We start from the raw sequence: 17,749 nt of genomic DNA on the forward strand, positions 1-17,749 counted from the left end.
GATGAGCCTGCGCGGCTTCTCCGCAGCCAGCGCCCGGCGCGAATTCGCGTTGCTGCGCACCCGCCCGTGGGACCTGGCGATGGTCTCGTGGGTGCCGCTGCTCGCGGTGTTCCTGATCTGGTGGATCTTCTCGGCGGGGCTGCCCGAGCGCCTGCCGATCGGCGTGCTCGACCAGGACCGCACGGCGCTCTCACGGCAGGTGGTGCGCTTTCTCGACGCCACGCCCGGCTTGCGTGTGACGCAGTACTACGCGGACGAAGGCGCCATGGCACGCGCGCTCACCAGCGGCGCGGTCGATGCAGCGGTGCAGTTGCCGCGGGACCTCAACCGCGACGTCAAGCGCGGGCGCGTCGGCCAGGTCGTGCTGCTGCACAACGCGCAGCTCGGCACGCACTCCAGCCTGATCCAGCGCGACGTGCGCACCGCCGTGGCCACCGTCTCGGGCGGTGTCGAGCTCGCGGTGCGCAACAAGCGCGGCGAGTCGATGACGTCGGCGCGTGTGAGCATGGAGCCGGTCAAGGCGAGCATGGTGGCGCTGTTCAACACCTCGACGGACTACGAGCAGTTCCTGGGCGCCGCGCTCATTCCGGCGCTGCTGCACATCCTCGCGATGACGGCGGGCGCGTGGGCCGTGGGGCGCGAGCTGCGCGACCGCACCCTCGCCGAATGGCTCGGTGCCGCACCGCGCTGGCACGAGGCGCTGGCCGCGCTCGCGGGCAAGCTCGCGCTGCCGCTCGCGAGCCTGTCGGCGGTCGGCATCGCGGCGATGCTGTGGATCACGGCCGGCCGGGGCTGGCACCCGGTCGGGTCGGTGGGCTGGACGCTGTTCGCGCTGGTGGTGTTCATGGCGCTGTCGATCGCACTGGGCGGCTTCGTCTCGGCACTCACGCGTTCTTTGCGCACCGCGCTCTCGGCGACGGGTTTCATCACGGCGCCGGCGTTCGCATTCGGCGGCGTGGGCTTTCCGCTGGTCGCGATGCCGCTCCTTGCCCAGATGTGGGCGAGCCTCTTGCCCTACACGCACTACATCCGCGTGCAGATGGAGCAGCTGCAGATGGGCGCGCCGCTGGCCTATTCGGCCGGCACGCCGCTGTGGATGGTGCTGGGCACGGCCGTGCTGCTGGCCGCGTCGGCCGCGGCGCTGGTGCGCGCCGCCGCCGCACCCGATACATGGGGAGGCCGCTGATGGACCTCGACCCCGCGCGCACCCGCTTCGCCGCCGCCTGGCGCGACACTGCGCTCGCGGTGCTGCGCGACAAGGGCGTGCTATTGATCATGCTGCTCGCGCCCATCATCTACGGCTTCTTCTACCCGTGGCCCTATGGCACGCAGGCCGTGACGCGCGTGCCAGTGGCGGTGGTGGACGAGGACCACAGCGGGCTGTCGCGGCAGATCGCGCGCTTCGCGATGGCCAATCCGCGGCTGGACGTGCGCCTGGTCACCTCCGACGTGCACGAGGCGCGGCAGGCGCTCTGGCGCGGCGAGATCGAGGGCTACGCACTGCTGCCGTCGGACCTCAAGCGCAACGTGATCCGCGGGCTCTCGGCGGTGGTGACGATCGAGGGCAACGGTGCCTATGCGCTGCTGAACAAGGCGGTGCTGTATGGCTTCTCGGAGGCAGTGGGCACGGTGTCGGCCGGCGTCGAGATCCGCAAGCTGCAGGCCGGCGGGCAAAGCGCGGTGCAGGCGGCGCGCAGCCGCAGTCCGCTCGACACGCAGCTCGTCGCGCTGTTCAATCCGACCGAGGGCTACGGCAGCTACGTGGTGCCGGCGGTGGCGCTGCTGATCCTGCAGCAGACGCTGCTGATGGGCGCGGCGATGCTGGCCGGCACCTGGGCCGAGGCCGGGCGATTGCGCGCGGGCATGGGGGCGTGGTTCGGGCGGCTCGCGGCGCTGTCGGCCTTCGGCTTTTTGAGCGGCCTTTTCTACTTCGGCTGGGTGTTCTTCCTGCAGGACTATCCGCGGGGCGGCAACCCGTTCGGCGCGCTGGTGCTGCTGCTGTTCTACGTGCCGGCGATCTGCGCGGTCGGGCTGCTGCTGGGGTGCTGGTTCCGCGATCGCGAACGGGCGTTGCAGGTGCTGCTCTTCACTGCATTGCCGATGGCGTTTCTCTCGGGCTTCTCGTGGCCCGTGGAGGCCCTGCCGGGGCCGCTGCAGGTTCTGCGATGGGTGTTTCCGAGCACGGCGGGGATCCAGGCGTCGCTCAGGCTCAACCAGATGGGGGCGCCGCTGCATGACGTGCTGCCTTATCTCGGCGTGCTGCTGTTGCTCGCCCTAGCGGGACTGCTGGTTCTTTGGGCGGCCGCCACGCCGCGCAAGGTGGACCGCGAAACCGCCTAGCGCTGGCTTTCGGCCGCCACGGCGCGCACCAGCCGCGTGGCGGGTGCCACCAGTTCGCGCAGGTCGCCCGCACGGTTTTGCTCGATGGCCTGCAGCACCAGTTCGTTGATGCCGCCTACGACCGTCATCGCCATCTGGCTCGTCAGGTGTGCCGCCGGGCAGCCATCCATGTCGCTGCTGTTGATGGCCACCTGGATGAAGTTGGCGATCTCGTCGTTGACGCGGCGCCGTGCCGCGAGGCCCGGCATGCCCAGGCCCAAAATCTCGACGAAGAGGGTGCGCAGCAGCACCGGGTCCTGCGCCAAGTAGTCGAAGTACGCGGTCATCGCCTGCTCGACCTGCGCATGCCAGGGCTGCGCGGGGTCGAAGGCCTCGCTCACGGCCTGCAGCGCGAGGCGGCTGGCGGTTTCGTAGAGCGCGATCAGGCACTCGGTCTTGGTGCTGAAGTGCTCGTAGAACGTGCGGCGCGAGACGGCGGCCTCGCGCACGATGTCGGCGATGGTCGTGTCCGCGTAGCCCTTGGCCGCCACGGCGTGCGCCATGCCCTGCAGGAGGCGCGCATAGTGCTCGCTTTCCGTGCCCTCGGCGGATTTGAAGGCCACGGTTTTTTCGATGGTGTCGCTCATGGATGGCACATTTTCCTACGCCTCGGTACTTGACAGTACCAGCATCGACCCGCACCATGGAGGCATGCGGTACGAAGCTGTACCAACCTTTCTTCCCCCGCCTGCCCGAGGATTGTTTTCATGACTGAACTCGTTGTCCGCCGCCTGCTGATCGACCTGCAATCGCCCTTTGCCCGCAACTGGTGCGGCGGCGATGCATTCTCCAGCGCCTTCTTCAATGCCCTGTCGATGAGTTTCCCCTTCGGCGAGCAATTCTTCATCGATGCCGTGCGCGATGCGGTGGCCACGCTGCCGCCCGAGGTGCAGGAAAAATACCGCGCCGACGTGCGCGGCTTCATCGGCCAGGAGGCCACGCACCGGCGCATCCATTCGCTCTTCAACAACCACCTCGAGGAACAGGGACTGGTCGACGGCTGGACCTCGCGCGCCAACAAGCGCATGACGCTGATGGAAGAAGCCGATCCGCGCCACGCGCTGGCGGTCACGGCGGCCACCGAGCACTTCACCGCGATGTTCGCCGAGTGGCTGCTGGCGCGCCCCAAGATCCTCGATGGCGCGGAGCCGCGCCTGCGGACGATGTGGCTGTGGCACAGCGCCGAGGAGCTGGAGCACAAGTCCGTCGCCTTCGACATCTACAAGGCCGCGGGCGGCTCGGACGAATGGCGCCGGCGCTGGTTCCGGCGCGTGACCGTGATGTTCCTCGGCGACCTGATGCACCAGACCATCGACAACCTGCGCCACGAAAAGCAGTTGTGGAAGTGGGCGACATGGAAGAGCGCGGCGCGCATCCTGTTGGGCAAGGGTGGCCTGTTGCGCGGCAACCTGCGCGGCTGGCGCAGCTACCTGCGGGCGGACTTCCATCCGGCGCAGCAGGACAGCAGCCTGTCGGTGCGCTGGCTGGCCGACAACCGCGCGCAGTACACGCCCGTGAGCGCTGCGCCTGAAACCGCTGCGGCAGCTGCGGCCTGATCGTTCCTCAGTACATGCTGGCGCGGTGCGTGCCGCCGCCAGTGCCGCTGCGCGCCTGCTGCTGCTCGGGACGCAGCGACAGGTCGTGCAGGGTGTCGAAATCCGACGGGGCGTCGGGCACGCGCATCACCACTTCGAGCTCGTGCATCGACGCGACCCAGCGGCCGGCGGGCGAGTCGGCCGGCTCGTCGTTGGCGAAGGTGCCGTCGCGGATGTAGAAGGTCTCGCCCTCGGGGCGCTCGGCGTGGAGCTCGACCAGGCGCGAGATCGAGAAGTTGTACGTCACGAGCTTCTCGCGCGTCTTGCGATCCTTGCCGCCGCAGTTGAAGGAGCCTTCGGCCGCGATGACGATGCAGGAGCCTTCCACGCCCCCGTCCATGTCGATCTCGTTGCCCGAGCGCCAGATGGCGTTGGGCAGGCGCACCCTCACCTTGTCGATCACCAGGTCGCGCTGCTTGTTGAGGCTGCCCAGGGGCGGCACCAGCGAGCGCAACTGGCGCAGGCGCTCCGCGAAGTTGTCGTCCATGAGGAATTCGACGTGGTGCGTGGCGCTGCCCGAGGAGCGCTTGACCACCTGCATGACGACATGGCGTGGCTTGCTCACGGCAGGCCCCTTTCGCACGCGTCAACGTCAACGTCCACGCCCAATGCCGGGCAGCCAAGGCCTTGCTGGAATTGATTTGTCATCGGCTACAGATTAGAACTTTTGAATGAATGCAATTACATGCATCAATTGTGTCTAACTGTATATCGATTAAGTCCGTTGTGGAAGGAAATCTGCGACATGTTCACGCGGGCATGTCGCCAAAACGTCTCCGCTTCGTGCTAGCCGAAAACTAGCCCGACGACGCTTCCGATTGCTCCAGCGCTTCGTCGAGCGCCTTGCACGAAGGCGCGCACACGGTCTGCGACTTGCCCAGCACCTGGCGCGTGCGCAATTGCGAGCGCACGCGGTGCTTGCCGCACATGAAGCAGGACATGGTCGCCCCGCTGAACGACGCCGAAGCGCGGAACGGGGAACCCGGTGTCTTGGTCTTGTAGCGCAGGCCGTCCGCCACCACTGCCGTCTTCACTTCACCCTTCGCCATGCGTCTTGTCCTTGTTCGTTTTGGCACCGCCCATGGCGCGTGCAATGGCTTCCCTGGCGCTGACTTCTGCCGCCAGGGAAACGTCCAATGCCGAGCGGCAAAGCCCGGCGTGCTGATAGTTGAGGTTCTCATAAACCTCGGATGCGGCCGGATAGGCATCGAGCAGGCGGCCCAGCTCGGCGCCTGGGGCGACATCCTCGAACTCATGCACCAGGTGCTCGACCACCGAGCGGTACTGCTCGGCGCCTACGGGCACGGCGCTGTGCTCCAGTCGCTCCAGCAGTTGCGCCAGCACCTGGGTCACTGCCAGATCGGTCTTGGGGGACGGATTGTGGGTCGTGTTCATGGTTCGCATCTGGGGGCAGCATACGCCTATGCAAGTGGCTGATCGTAGAGGGCCGTCTCCGGCTCCCCTGCTTTTTGGGCCGCCTGCATGCGCTGCAGCAGGCTGTGGAGCATTTCCGTGGACAGCCCGTGGATCACCAGCCGGTGCCCCGCCCGCAGGGTCGACAGGGGCACCAGCGGGTGCTTGTTGTTGACCAAAATCAGGTGCTCGGGCGCGTTCAGGATCGTCGCCGTGTAGATGCCGATGGTTTCGTCCAGTTGCAATGAATTGGCCGCGCGCCAGAAATCGTTGTCGGTCAGCATCAACTGGTAGAGCGGCGTGAACAGCTCGATGGCGCTCTGCAGGTCGAGGAAATTGAGCTTGCCGTGCGGCATGTCCTCCAGCCGCAGCCCCGGCTCCTTGATCATCGAGAAATCGACCTCCTCCGCCTTGCACAGCGCCACGCCCTTCTCGCGCAGCGCCGTGTTCAGGCGGATCACGAAGTTGAAGAGGTTCAGGTCGTGCTTCAAGAACATCTCGTCCTTCAGCGCGTCGATGTCCGCCGGCTCCAGCGGATTGGTGGCGACAGGTGCCGGCGAATTGCGCCCGATGAACGCCAGCACCTGCGACCCCAGGTGAAAGTGCCGCAGGATCAGCCAGTTCGCCTCCGGCGACACGAAGCGCTTCAACCCCCACGCGAGAAAGCGATGCAGCAGCATCGAATGCGACCAGTTGCGCGGCACGAACACCTTCACGATCTGGATCAGGATGATCGTGAGCCGCGCAATCGGCCTGAGGAACGGCAGCAGGTACTGCCGCGAGCCCGAGCTCGAATCGGCCAGCCACGCCGACTTGACGTTGTCCGGCAGCGGCGTGCTCTGGTCCAGGTAGAGCGCGAGCCACGGGCTCGGATCGCGCTCGTCGTGGGCTTGGGTCAGGAATTCAGGCGTTCGGCTCATTGGAAACCTCCGCCTGCGGCTGCGGTATTCGCCTTGGGGCGGCCCGGCGGCTCATGCGGCATCCGCTCCGTGATGTGCTGGAACTGCATCAGGTACAGCGCGGCCGTGTGGCGCGCCGTGTCGATGATCTGGCGGGCCGCGCGGGCCTGCCCCTCGATGGCCATGACCATCTCCACCGCGGCGAGCCAGCGATTGAGGTGGTTCTCGTCGTTGTGGCCGTGGTATTCGAGAAAGCGGAAGGCATCGGGCGGCAGCTTCACGCTCGTCTTGATGAGCGGCAGCAGCGCCGGCACGATGCGCTGGCCCGTGCCTTCGATGATGTAGATCGCCCCCAGCAGGCCGATCGGATCGCGCGTGGCCGCCAGGCCGTGCAGGTACGCATTGAGCGCCTCGCCGCCGGGGTTGCGGCGCAGGTCGTCGATCTGCGCGACCGTGCCGCCGGCTTTCTTGTAGTCGCTGAAGAGGATGTTGAAGTCGTCCTGCTCCTCGCCCGCGTGCACGCCGATCAGCGATGCCAGCATCTGGTACGGCTCGCTCAGCGACGCGGCGCCTTCGCGCATCCACTTGCTGCCTTCGCGCACCTGCGGCACCCATTGCTCCATCCAGTTCAGGTAGTCGGGCAACGCGAGGCGGCGCTCGCGGATCTGGCGGACGAGCGGCGTGCGCCAGACGCGCGAGCGGTAGTCGTGCCAGATGGCGGCCAGTTCCGTCAGCAGAGCGCCCAGGCCTTCGGGCGCGGCCGCCGGATCGTGCGGGGGCGCGATGACGAGATCGTCGTCCGGCACCGCGGCGCGGGGCGCCACCGTCGTCACGGGCGCCGCATCGGCCGCTTCGACTTCCAGCAGCATGTACGCCGCCATGAAGCGCCCCGACTCGGGCACGTAGCAGAAGATCTGCTCGCCGGGCTTCAACGTCTTCGTGTGAAGGAATTCAGCCAGCATGACGAGGATCGACGCAGCCCCCGTATTGCCGCGCCACGCGAGGTTGCTCCACCAGCGCTCGCGCGGAATCGACAGGTCGGCCTTGCTCATCAGGTCCTCGACAACCGGGATGAATTTCTCCGACGAGTAGTGGCACAGGAAGTGATCGATGCGCTTCGGATCGACCCAGCCGTCGCGCACCAGGCCCGCGTATTCGTGGATGCCGATGTCGAACAGGTGCGGCAGCAGGCGGATGTCCTGCCGCAGCGAGAGTGCGCCGGCGGCTTCGGCCTCGGCCCAGGAGCCGAAGTCGAGGTGGCCGCGTGCGCGGTCTTCGGTCAGCCCCATCTGCATGCACACCGGGTAGTCGCCCGAGAACGCGCGCTGGTGCACCCACTTCAACTTCAGGCGCAAGCCGGGCGCGCCCGCCAGTGCGGGTGAGCCATCGGACAGCAGCAACGCGCCCGCGCCGTCGGACAGCATCCAGCGCAGGAAGTGCGAGTCGAAGTCGGTCTCGTAGCCACGTGCCGCGAAACGCGAGCGCTTGAAGAGCCGCGACGGCATCTCGCTCGCCACCGCCATCGCGCTGCGGTGCGCGCCCAGCTCGATGCCCTGCGCAGCCGTCTGGATCGCCGACACGCCGGCCGCGCAGATGCCGTGCACCGAGTGCGTCTCCATCGGCTGCGCCGCGAGCTCGCCCTGAATCATGTTGGCGAAGCCCGGCATCAGCGTGTCGCCGCCCGAGGAGCCGCTTGCCAGCAGCGACACGCGCGACAACTCCGCGCCGCCGCGCCGCAGGCAGTCGCGGATGGCGCCCGCGGCGAGCTGCGCATTGGTGTGCTGCGTCACGCCCTCCGCATCGATGGCGTAGTGCCGCGTGAGGATGCCGTTCTCCGCAAGGATGCGCCGCTTGATGCGCTCGGACATGCGGTTCAGCGGCGCGATGTACGCGTCCATGCGGTCATTGGGAATGGGCTCGCCCGGCATGAAATAGCCGGCGCTCTCGAGGTACACGCGTTGGAATGAAACAGGCATGGTTCAGTGAGTGGAGGAATCGGGAGGCATCAGCGAGCGGCTGCGAAAACGCGGCCACACGGTCCCCAGCACGAAGACCCGCACCATGTAGGGAACCAGCCCGCCCTCGTTGAGCATGGGATCGACCTGGGCGCGATAACGCGTGGCGTGCAGGTGCGTGAGCTCGGACCAATGGGCATGCGGGTTCTCGTGGTGTGCGGTGTGCAGGCCGATGTTGAACAGCAACGGGTTCACCAGTCCTTCGAAATTGCGTGCGTAGTTCAGCCTGCCCCCAGGGGTATCGCGCAACGCTCCTTCGCACGATGGCTTCCGGCCATCGGCGTGCGCATGCTGCAGATAGTTGGTCGCGAGCAGCCAGTGCAGGCCATGCAGCTGCGGCACGATCACGAAGAGCAGCGCCTTGCGCCAGTCGAGCGCGAGCAGCACGGCCCAGCTCGCGAGCCACAGCGCGTACTGCGCGATGCAGTAGCGCCAGGCGCCGCGCCGGTGCGCCCGCAGCCGCGCGAGCCAGCCGACGAATACCGGCATCAGCACCCACACGGCCTGGAACGGATGCAGCAGGTAGCCCCACAGATGGTTGGTGTCGCCGCCGAAGCGGTAGGTGCGCGCGACATCTTTCGGGCCATGCCGGTGGCGATGGTGATTGGCCACGTGCGCAGGCCAGAACACGAAGGTCGGGTGGCCCTGCAGCAGCGTGATCCAGAAGTCGGTCAGCCGGTTCATGCGCCGCCCGCGCCACATGCGCAGGTGCACGTGGTTGTGATGGATCACGCCGACACCCAGCGTGAGGAACAGCATCAGCGCATAGAGCAGCGCGTTGAAGCCATTCACCCACTGCCACGCCGCCAGCGCCGGCAATGCAATCAGGTACGCGAGGCTTTGCCAATCGCGCCAGTGCCGCAGGCGCGGCAGGCGCGGCAGGCGGCGCGACGCCTCAGGCGGGCGTGCCATGCTGCCGCGCCTGCTTGTCCCGAAAGGCCTGGAAGTGCGGCTCGGCCGCGTCCGCCGCGATGCGCGTGCCGAACAGCCGGTCCATGAAGGTGAACTGGAAGCCGTAGTTGCCGTTGTGGCAGGCATGGTGCAGGTGATGCCGCCGGCTCGCGGCGAACCAGTGGCCGTACGACACCCCTGTGAAGAAGTCGTAGTTCGAATGCCCCACGCAATTGAAGAACAGGCTGAACACCGGCACCGCGGCCAGCGACCAGAAGCTGAAGTCGTGCACCACCATCGGCAACAGGATCACGTTGCCCAGCATCAGCGCCTCCATCGGGTGGAAGCTGTAGGTGGCCCACGGCGTGGTCACGAACGAGCGGTGGTGCGGCCCGTGAAAGCGGCGCAGAAGGCGCGTGTGCAAGAGGCGATGGTTGATCCAGAAATGCACGTCGTTCCATACCGCGAGCACGAGGATCTCGAGGGTGATCTGCCGCCATCCCGCATCGGGATCGAGCCGCGCCCAGCCCAACTGGAGCAAGCCCCACGGAAACACCATGCCCAGCCCGAAGATCAACACCGAGATGCCCGACTGCCCCAGCTCCCGCCGCAACTGCCCCGGCTGCAGCGGCCGCGGATCGAGCACCCGCCCGATACGCATCGCCGGCAAAACCCGCTTCGTCAACAGCCAGGTGATGGCGCCGAAGCCCAGGTAGATGCCGCCGAAAAAAAGCACGCCCCACAGCATGACCTGCAGGGCGGGCAGTGAAGTGAAGGTCTGCGCCATCCCCCGAGGCTACAACAGCATCTCGGGAACGATGGGTGCGATGAGCATGTTGTAGAAGCGCTGGAAGAAGCCCGACTCGGGCTCGGAGGTCAGGATCACCTCTTTCTCGCCATCGCTGGTGAGCCACTGCAGCGTGCCGGTGTCCTTGGCCAGCCTGAGGCGGTAGGAGTTCTGCAGCTTGCTGATGTTGATGATGCGCAGCATCTCGCGCGCCAGCTGCGGGCTGTCCACCACCAGCCCCATCTCGGTGTTCTGGCTCGCCGAACGCGGATCGAGGTTCATCGAGCCGATGAAGATGCGCGTCTTGTCGATGGCAGCGGTCTTGGCGTGCAGCCGGCCGAGCGACTTGCCGAACATGCCGAAGCGCTCGCCCTTGCTGGTGCGCTGCGGGCTCAGCTCGTACAGGTCGGCGCCGCTTTGCAGCAGCCGCTCGCGGTAGCGCGCATAGCCGGTGTGCACCAGCGGCTCGTCGTTGGCTGCCAGCGAGTTGGTCAGCAGCGTGAGCTTGACCTTGCGCTTGGCCAGGTCGTCGAACGCCGCCATGCCGCGCTCGCCCGGCACGAGGTACGGCGACGTCAGGTCGACCTCGGTCTTGGCGTCCAAGAGGAGGCCCCAGACCTTCATCGTCACGCTGGTGGCGATGGCCTCGTCGGCCGTCATGGTCGCGGGCTTGGTCGGCGGGTCGGCGATGGCGCGCGCCTCGCCCCACAGGAGGCCCATGCGGCCGCCGTCGAGCTCTTCGGCGATCGGGCCATAGCCCAGGATGTCCGACGGCGGCAGCACGATCTTGGGCGGCGGCGCGGCCATGCCGATCCAGTCGTCGAACTCGGCGCTGCCCGGCATGCGACCGCCCTCGCCCTTCACGATGTCGGCGATGGGCCAGACCTGCACGCTGTTCCAGTAGGCGTCGAAGATGGATTCGAGCTGCGGCACCACCTTGCCCACCACCAGCGCATCCATGTCGATGAAGTTCTGCGCTTCGCTCAGCACGAAATACTCGTCGGCGATATTGCGCCCGCCCACCACCGCCATCGCGCCGTCGGCGATGAAGAGCTTGTTGTGCATGCGGTGGTTGAGCCGCACGATCTCCCAGGGCGAGGCCGCGAAGCGCGAGAGAAAACCGTCGCGCCCGCAGCAGAACGGGTTGTAGAGCCGCACCTGCACATTGGGCGTTTCCGACAGCGCCAGCAGCAGCTGCTGGCTCTTGACGGTGTAGAGGTCGTCCACCAGCACCCGCACCTTCACGCCCCGTGCCGCGGCTTCGCGCAGCGTGCGCAGCAGCAGGCGGCCGACGGCGTCGTTCTCGAGCTGGTAGTACTGCACCACCAGCGACTGCTGGGCGCGCTGCGCGAGCTGGATGCGCGCGTCGAGCGAATAGACGCCCAGCGGCATCAGCCGGAAGCCCGAATGCTCGCCGGGCGGGGTGGAGGCCGCCGCGATCTTCGCAAGCCGGGTCGACGGATCGGCCGAGGCGGCGTGCTCGGCGGGCCGATCTTTCGCCGGCGGCAGCGAGCCGCAGGCAGCGAGCACTGCCAGCAGAAAGCCCGCGAGCGCCATGCGCAGAAGTCGGTCCCAGCCGTTCATGATGATGATTTCCGTCGTTCGTTTTTCAATCGCTGCCATGAATACGCGGGCCGGAGGGCGTCAGTTTCGTTCTGCCCCTGCGAAAGGTGCGCCGTCCTAGAATTCGTGTCACACCCGCACGGAGTTACACCATGGCCCGACCGATCCTCTCACGCATCGCGCTGATGACGGCCCCTGCCGCCCTTTACGCCCTGTCCGCGCTTGCACACCCCGCCTGGGCCGCCCTGGACATCGGCGACCCCGCGCCCAAGTTCACCGCCAACGCGGCCCTTGGCGGCAAGACCTTCCGCTATTCGCTGGCCGACGCGCTCGCCAAGGGACCGGTGGTGTTGTACTTCTTTCCGGCCGCCGACTCCAACGATTGCTCGATCGAGGCCCACGCCTTCGCCGAGGCGGTGGACCAGTTCGCGGCATTGGGCGCCACTGTGATCGGCGTTTCGGCCGACGACATCGACACCCTCTCCAAGTTCTCGGTCAAGTCCTGCCAGAGCCGGTTTCCGGTGGCCTCGGACGAAGCCAAGACGGTCATCAACGGCTTCGACGCGCTGATGCAGACCCGCCCGGACTTCGCCAACCGGCTGTCGTACGTGATCTCGCCGGACGGCAAGGTGGCGTACTACTACCAGAACCTGAATCCGGACAAGCATGTGGAGCGCACGCTGAATGCGGTGCGGGCGCTGCCGAAAGCCACGGCGGCGAAGTAAGGCAAGCCAGCCGCGGGCCCGCGGGTTTGGCGTGCTTCGCGCAAAATCCCGCCCCATGCAGCTCAACTACATCGCCAACGCCGACGTGCCCTCCGCCTCCGGCAGCACCCTCCCCGTCATCGACCCCTCCGACGGCCAGCCCTTCGACGACATCCAGCGCAGCAACGCCGCAGACATCGACTCGGCCGTGCGCGCCGCGCGCGACTGCTTCGAGGGCGTGTGGCACAAGGTCAGCGCCGCCGACCGCAGCCGCCTGCTCTACAAGCTCTCGCTGAAGATCGCCGAGCACGTCGACGAGCTCGCGCTGATCGAGCAGCGCGACTGCGGCAAGCCCGTGAAGCAGGCGCGCGCCGACGCGGTGGCGCTGGTGCGCTACTTCGAGTTCTACGCCGGCGCCTGCGACAAGCTGCACGGCGAGACCATCCCCTACCAGGACGGCTACAGCGTCTTCACCTGGCGCGAACCGCACGGCGTCACCGGGCACATCATTCCGTGGAACTACCCGATGCAGATCTTCGGGCGCAGCGTGGGCGGCGCGCTCGCGGCGGGCAACGTGTGCGTGGTGAAGCCGGCCGAGGACGCGTGCCTTTCGCTGATTCGCGTGGCGCAACTCGCGGCCGAGGTCGGCTTTCCGGCGGGCGCGCTCAACATCGTGACGGGCTACGGCCATGAAGTGGGCGACGCGCTCGCGCGGCACGAAGGCATCGACCACATCAGCTTCACCGGCAGCCCCAAGATCGGCACGCTGATCCAGCAGGTGGCGGCCGAGCGGCACTGCCCGGTCACGCTCGAGCTGGGCGGCAAGAGCCCGCAGATCATCTTCGCGGACGCAGACCTCGATGCGGCCATTCCGGTGGTCATCAACGCCATCGTGCAGAACGCCGGCCAGACCTGCTCGGCGGGTTCGCGCGTGCTGATCCAGCGCAGCATCTACGAACCGCTGCTCGAGCGCCTGGGCCATGCCTTCGAAGCCCTGCGCGTCGGCCCGGCGGCCATGGACCTGGACGTCGGCCCGCTGATCCGCCAGACGCAGCAGCAGCGCGTGTGGGATTTCCTGAGCGACGCCCAGCACGCCGGCATCCCGATGGTGGCGCAGGGCATCGTCGTCGAGGAAGCGCCCGAGACCGGCTTCTACCAGGCGCCCACGCTGCTGCGCGACGTGCCGGTCGGCCACCGTCTCGCGCAGGAAGAAGTGTTCGGCCCGGTGCTCGCCGCGATGCAGTTCGCCGACGAAGACGAAGCGGTGGCGCTCGCCAACGCCACGCAGTTCGGCCTCGTCGCCGGGGTGTGGACGGCCGACGGCTCGCGCCAGTTCCGCATGGCCCGGCGCGTGCGCAGCGGGCAGGTGTTCATCAACAACTATGGCGCGGGCGGCGGTGTCGAACTGCCCTTCGGCGGCGTGAAGTCCTCAGGCTACGGCCGCGAAAAAGGCTTCGAGGCGCTGTACGGCTTCACGACGCTCAAGACCGTCGCCGTCAAGCACGGCTAGGACCTGGCGCTCCCCCAGGCTACGCACACTTCGTGTCGCTTCGCCAACCCCCTCGCCGGGGGCGACACCTGCGGCCCGGCAAAGCCGGTTCCGCGGTGTCCTGCGGATGGGATGCCTACCCCAGCGCGGTGTCCAGCAGCATCATCAGCACGAAGCCGAGCATCAGCCCGCTGGTTGCAAAGGCTTCGTGCCCCTTGCGGTGCGACTCGGGAATGATCTCGTGGCTGATGACGAACAGCATCGCGCCCGCCGCGAAACCGAGGCCCCACGGCAAGAGCAGCGCCGAGTGGCCGACCACCGCCGCCCCCAGCACCGCGCCCAGCGGCTCGACCAGCCCGGAGGCCATGCCGATCGCCACCGCGAACCAGCGCTTGTAGCCAGCCGCCAGCAACGCCACCGCCACGACCAGCCCTTCCGGCACGTCCTGGATCGCGATGCCCGTGGCCAGCGCATCGGCACGCAGACCGTTGTTGCCTGCGTAGCCCACGCCGATCGCCAGGCCTTCGGGCACGTTGTGCAGCGCGATCGCGAACACGAAGAGCCACGTGCGCCGCAGTTGCTTGGCCGACTGCCCTTCACGTCCCTTGATGAAATGCTCGTGCGGCAGCACGCGGTCCATCACCATGAGCACGATGCCGCCCAGCAGGATGGCCGCGCCGATCACGCCGCCCGCCGCCCAACTGCCCCCGCCGAAGACGCCGATGTTCCTGGCCGCATCCAGGCCGGGAATGATCAACGAGAAGGCGCAGGCCGCCAGCATCACGCCGGCGCCGAAGCCGAAGAGCGTGTCCTGCAGCCGCTCGGGCAGCTTCTGCGAGAACACCACCGGAAGCGTGCCCAGCGCCGTCGCCAGCGCGGCGACCGAGCCGCCGAGCAAGGCGTTCCACACCACCTGATCGACCCGCACGAACTGCCAGAACTGCGAGGCCAGCGCCAGCGCGCCTGCCGCGACGATGGCCAGGCCGATCCATTCGCGCACCGAGGGCGTGGGCCGCGCGCGCACGGTGGCGACCTGCGGAAACTGCGGCTCGTCGTTCATGGGCGATGTCCTCAGCCGCCGGTCAGGGCGGCGGCGTGGCGCCGGGCCACCTCGGCCCAGTTGACGACGTTGTAGAACGCCGCGATGTATTCGGGGCGGCGGTTCTGGTACTTCAGGTAGTAGGCGTGCTCCCACACGTCCAGCCCGAGGATCGGCGTGCTGCCCGAGCCGATGCCGCGCATCAGCGGACTGTCCTGGTTGCCGCTGCTTTCCACCGCGAGCTTGCCGCCCTTGGCGACGACCAGCCATGCCCAGCCACTGCCGAAGCGCGTGAGCGCAGCCTTGGTGAAGGCCTCCTTGAAGGCGTCGAAGCCGCCCAGATCGGCATCGATGGCCTTGGCCAGATCGCCCGCGGGTGTGCCCCCGCCGCCCTGGTCGGCGGGCGCCATCACGGTCCAGAACAGGCTGTGGTTGGCGTGGCCGCCGCCGTTGTTGCGCACCGGCGCGCGCAGCGCCTCGGGCAATCGGTCGATGTCGGCGATGAGTTGTTCGACCGGCGTGCCTTCGTGCGGCGTGTCCTCGACGGCCGCATTGAGGTTGTTCACATAGGTCTGGTGGTGCTTGCCGTGGTGGATTTCCATCGTCTGCGCGTCGATGTGCGGTTCGAGCGCATCGAAGGCATAGGGCAAGGCTGGCAGGGTGTACGGCACGGTCGGAGGCTCCTTGGTTGAAGGGCCCTTTGCGTCGTCGACGTGCTGCGTACTCAGGCGTTCAGATGATAGTAATTCTCATTGGCTACGTCAAGACATCGCTCCTGGAGATGGCGCAAACCGGCCAGATCCGGTCACACGACGAAACGGCCCGATACACTGCCCCGCGTTCCCCTGAAAGGCTTTGCACCGATGAAATTGCACCGCATCCTGCCCCTCGTGCCGACCTTCCTGCTGCTGTTCGGCGCGGGCATCGCCGGCGCCCAGGTCGCCACTCCGCCGGCCGGCGACTACATCTACGAGGGCGGCGCCGGTTCGCTGCGCGTCAAGTCCAACGGGCATTTCGACATCACCACCGTCGGCGCCAATGCCCATCTCTGCTCGCTGGACGGCACCATCGTCCGCGGCAAATCCAAGATCGACGACACCGGCTGCGTGGTGAATTTCACCCTCAAAGGCGGCGCGGTCGAGGTCAGTTCCAACGGCTCGGACGACTGCCGCCAGAGCTGCGGCGCGCGCGCCTCCTTCGAAGGCACCTACCTCAAGCCCAGCCCCGCCTGCACCGACAAGGCCGTGGCCGCCTCGCGCAAGACCTTCAAGCGCCAGTACGACGCCAAGGATTTCGCAGCCGCCCAGGCCACCCTCGCCCCCGTGCTTGGCGAATGCAGCAGGACGCTCGACTGGATCACTACCGGCCGCGTGCGCAACGACCTGGCGATCACGCAGTTCAGGCTCGGCGACCGCGCGGGGTGCCTCAAGACCCTGGAGCCGCTGGCCGAAGACGCCGCGAAGACCGACCAGGGCGTGAAGGACTCCTACCCGCCGGCGGACGCCGAGGACATCCTGCCGGTGGCCCGCGCGGCCCGCACGAACCTGAAGCTCTGCAAGGGGTAGCCCCCGCACACTGAAACACCAGGCGGCGCCAAGACCGTCATGCCGACTTTCCATCAACGACAGGACGGAGACACCACCATGAAGTTCTTCCAGCGCACCCTGCGCACGGCCGTGCTCGGCCTGAGCCTGGCCGCACCGCTGCTGGCCGCGGCGCAATCGCTGCCGACCGCCACCCCGGAGCGGGTCGGGCTCTCGACCGAGCGCCTGCAGATGCTCACCGACGTGCTCAAGGCCGACGTGGCCACGGGCAAGATCCCGGGCGCGGTGCTGCTGGTAGCGCGGCAAGGCAAGGTGGCGTGGTTCGAGCCGGTCGGCAAGCTCGACCCCGCGGCCGGCACGCCGATGCAGCGCGACGGCATCTTCCGCATCTATTCGATGAGCAAGCCCATCACCACGGTGGCCGCGATGATGCTGGTCGAAGACGGCCGCCTGAAGCTGGACGACCCGGTTTCGGCCTACCTGCCCGAATACGCCAGCATGACCGTCGGCGTCGAGAAGCCCGGCGCCGACGGCAAGCCGGTGCTGGAGACCGTGCCCGCGCGCCGCCCGATCACCGTGCAGGACCTGATGCGCCACACCTCGGGCCTGACCTACGGCTTCTTCGGGCCGGGCCTGGTCAAGCAGGCCTACAACGCGGCGGGCCTGGGCGCCAACGACCCGACCAACGCCGAGTTCTCGCAGCGCCTGGCCAAGCTGCCGCTGGCCTACCAGCCGGGCACCACCTGGGACTACAGCCAGTCGACCGACATCCTGGGCCGCGTGATCGAGGTGGTCTCGGGCCAGTCGCTCTACCAGTTCGAGAAGGCGCGCCTCTTCGATCCGCTGGGCATGAAGGACACCACCTACTACGTGCCCGAGCCGGCCCGCCAGCCACGCATCGCCGAGCCGCTCCCCACCGACCGCAGCTTCGGCGTGGGCGCCGACCTGAACGATCCGCGCATCGTGCGCAAGCTCGAGTCGGGCGGCGGCGGGTTGGTGTCCACGGCCGGGGACTACGCGCGCTTTTTGCAGATGCTGCTGAACGGCGGCTCGCTCGACGGCAAGCGGTACCTGGGCCCGCGAACCATCGCGCTGATGACCGCCGACCATTCCAACGCCGGCGCCGGCATCGTGCCCGGCCCGCTGTACCTGCCGGGCCCGGGCTACGGCTTCGGCCTGGGCTTCGCGGTGCGCCGCAACGACGGCGAGGCGCCCTACCCCGCGGCCGGCGGCGAATACAACTGGGGCGGCGCGGGCGGCACCTACATGTGGGTAGACCCGAAGAACGAGATGTTCGTGGTGCTGATGCTGCAGTCGCCGAAATACCGGACACATTACAGATCCTTGACCCGGGACATGATTTATGCGGCCGTGATCAAGTAGCCTGCACCGGACAGGTCCTTGAGGCCTGGCGCAAAATCGGGTCCTCCC

General features: G+C 67.6%; 18 protein-coding genes. 7 read left to right on the top strand and 11 right to left on the bottom strand.

The features are described 5' to 3' along the window. The first annotated feature begins 1 nt into the window (after nt 1). Together JC881_RS03435 and JC881_RS03440 are read left to right on the top strand one after the other, a co-directional pair. Nucleotides 2–1,186, top strand: coding sequence for an ABC transporter permease (locus JC881_RS03435; RefSeq protein WP_198784284.1), 1,185 nt, complete (start codon nt 2–4; stop codon nt 1,184–1,186). Beyond that, nucleotides 1,186–2,340, top strand: coding sequence for an ABC transporter permease (locus tag JC881_RS03440; protein ID WP_198784285.1), 1,155 nt, complete (start codon nt 1,186–1,188; stop codon nt 2,338–2,340). The genes JC881_RS03435 and JC881_RS03440 overlap by 1 nt, the downstream gene beginning before the upstream one ends. Here the strand turns inward: JC881_RS03440 and JC881_RS03445 are convergent. Next, on the bottom strand, nt 2,337–2,966 hold the full coding sequence (locus tag JC881_RS03445) for a TetR/AcrR family transcriptional regulator (RefSeq protein WP_198784286.1): 630 nt from the start codon (nt 2,964–2,966) through the stop codon (nt 2,337–2,339). The two genes, JC881_RS03440 and JC881_RS03445, sit on opposite strands and share 4 nt — an antisense overlap. 120 nt (nt 2,967–3,086) lie before the next feature. On the opposite strand from JC881_RS03445, the gene JC881_RS03450 reads away from it, so the two are divergent. Beyond that, on the top strand, nt 3,087–3,935 hold the full coding sequence (locus JC881_RS03450; RefSeq protein WP_198784287.1) for a metal-dependent hydrolase: 849 nt from the start codon (nt 3,087–3,089) through the stop codon (nt 3,933–3,935). A 7-nt stretch (nt 3,936–3,942) separates the two neighbouring features. On the opposite strand, the gene JC881_RS03455 is transcribed toward JC881_RS03450, so the two are convergent. The 8 genes from JC881_RS03455 to JC881_RS03490 all read right to left on the bottom strand — a co-directional run bounded on the left by JC881_RS03455 (nt 3,943) and on the right by JC881_RS03490 (nt 11,563). Then, on the bottom strand, nt 3,943–4,539 hold the full coding sequence (locus tag JC881_RS03455) for a hypothetical protein (RefSeq protein ID WP_198784288.1): 597 nt from the start codon (nt 4,537–4,539) through the stop codon (nt 3,943–3,945). A 232-nt stretch (nt 4,540–4,771) separates the two neighbouring features. After that, nucleotides 4,772–5,023, bottom strand: a complete 252-nt coding sequence (locus JC881_RS03460) for a hypothetical protein (RefSeq protein WP_013540963.1) — start codon at nt 5,021–5,023, stop codon at nt 4,772–4,774. Next, nucleotides 5,010–5,378 (bottom strand): hypothetical protein, encoded by a 369-nt coding sequence (locus JC881_RS03465; RefSeq protein WP_198784289.1) that lies wholly within the window; start codon nt 5,376–5,378, stop codon nt 5,010–5,012. The genes JC881_RS03460 and JC881_RS03465 overlap by 14 nt, the downstream gene beginning before the upstream one ends. Nucleotides 5,379–5,395: 17 nt before the next feature. Then, complete coding sequence (locus tag JC881_RS03470; RefSeq protein WP_198784290.1) at nt 5,396–6,307, bottom strand: DUF6999 family protein; 912 nt, start codon at nt 6,305–6,307, stop codon at nt 5,396–5,398. Next, nucleotides 6,304–8,262, bottom strand: a complete 1,959-nt coding sequence (locus JC881_RS03475; protein WP_198784291.1) for an iron-containing redox enzyme family protein — start codon at nt 8,260–8,262, stop codon at nt 6,304–6,306. The genes JC881_RS03470 and JC881_RS03475 overlap by 4 nt, the downstream gene beginning before the upstream one ends. A gap of 3 nt (nt 8,263–8,265) precedes the next feature. Then, nucleotides 8,266–9,213, bottom strand: a complete 948-nt coding sequence (locus tag JC881_RS03480; protein ID WP_198784292.1) for a fatty acid desaturase family protein — start codon at nt 9,211–9,213, stop codon at nt 8,266–8,268. Further along, nucleotides 9,197–9,979, bottom strand: coding sequence for a sterol desaturase family protein (locus tag JC881_RS03485; protein WP_198784293.1), 783 nt, complete (start codon nt 9,977–9,979; stop codon nt 9,197–9,199). Before JC881_RS03485 ends, JC881_RS03480 begins: the two co-directional genes overlap by 17 nt. Before the next feature lie 9 nt (nt 9,980–9,988). Continuing rightward, nucleotides 9,989–11,563 carry a phospholipase D family protein gene (locus JC881_RS03490; protein WP_198784294.1) on the bottom strand — a complete coding sequence of 525 codons (1,575 nt, stop codon included), beginning with the start codon at nt 11,561–11,563 and terminating at the stop codon, nt 9,989–9,991. Between the two features lie 131 nt (nt 11,564–11,694). On the opposite strand from JC881_RS03490, the gene JC881_RS03495 reads away from it, so the two are divergent. Continuing rightward, a complete protein-coding gene (locus JC881_RS03495) occupies nt 11,695–12,267 on the top strand; it encodes a peroxiredoxin (protein WP_198784295.1) in 573 nt (190 codons plus the stop codon). Between the two features lie 55 nt (nt 12,268–12,322). Then, nucleotides 12,323–13,756 carry an aldehyde dehydrogenase family protein gene (locus tag JC881_RS03500; protein WP_198784296.1) on the top strand — a complete coding sequence of 478 codons (1,434 nt, stop codon included), beginning with the start codon at nt 12,323–12,325 and terminating at the stop codon, nt 13,754–13,756. A gap of 115 nt (nt 13,757–13,871) precedes the next feature. On the opposite strand, the gene JC881_RS03505 is transcribed toward JC881_RS03500, so the two are convergent. Together JC881_RS03505 and JC881_RS03510 are read right to left on the bottom strand one after the other, a co-directional pair. Further along, nucleotides 13,872–14,795 carry a ZIP family metal transporter gene (locus JC881_RS03505; protein WP_198784297.1) on the bottom strand — a complete coding sequence of 308 codons (924 nt, stop codon included), beginning with the start codon at nt 14,793–14,795 and terminating at the stop codon, nt 13,872–13,874. An 11-nt stretch (nt 14,796–14,806) separates the two neighbouring features. Then, nucleotides 14,807–15,445, bottom strand: coding sequence for a superoxide dismutase (locus tag JC881_RS03510; RefSeq protein WP_198784298.1), 639 nt, complete (start codon nt 15,443–15,445; stop codon nt 14,807–14,809). Between the two features lie 192 nt (nt 15,446–15,637). On the opposite strand from JC881_RS03510, the gene JC881_RS03515 reads away from it, so the two are divergent. Then, nucleotides 15,638–16,339, top strand: coding sequence for a hypothetical protein (locus JC881_RS03515; protein ID WP_198784299.1), 702 nt, complete (start codon nt 15,638–15,640; stop codon nt 16,337–16,339). Between the two features lie 78 nt (nt 16,340–16,417). Next, on the top strand, nt 16,418–17,701 hold the full coding sequence (locus JC881_RS03520) for a serine hydrolase domain-containing protein (protein ID WP_198784300.1): 1,284 nt from the start codon (nt 16,418–16,420) through the stop codon (nt 17,699–17,701). The last annotated feature ends 48 nt before the right edge of the window (nt 17,702–17,749 follow it).

Origin of the sequence: Variovorax sp. IB41, from assembly GCF_016405905.1 — a bacterium.
Taxonomy (GTDB): Bacteria; Pseudomonadota; Gammaproteobacteria; order Burkholderiales; family Burkholderiaceae_C; genus Variovorax.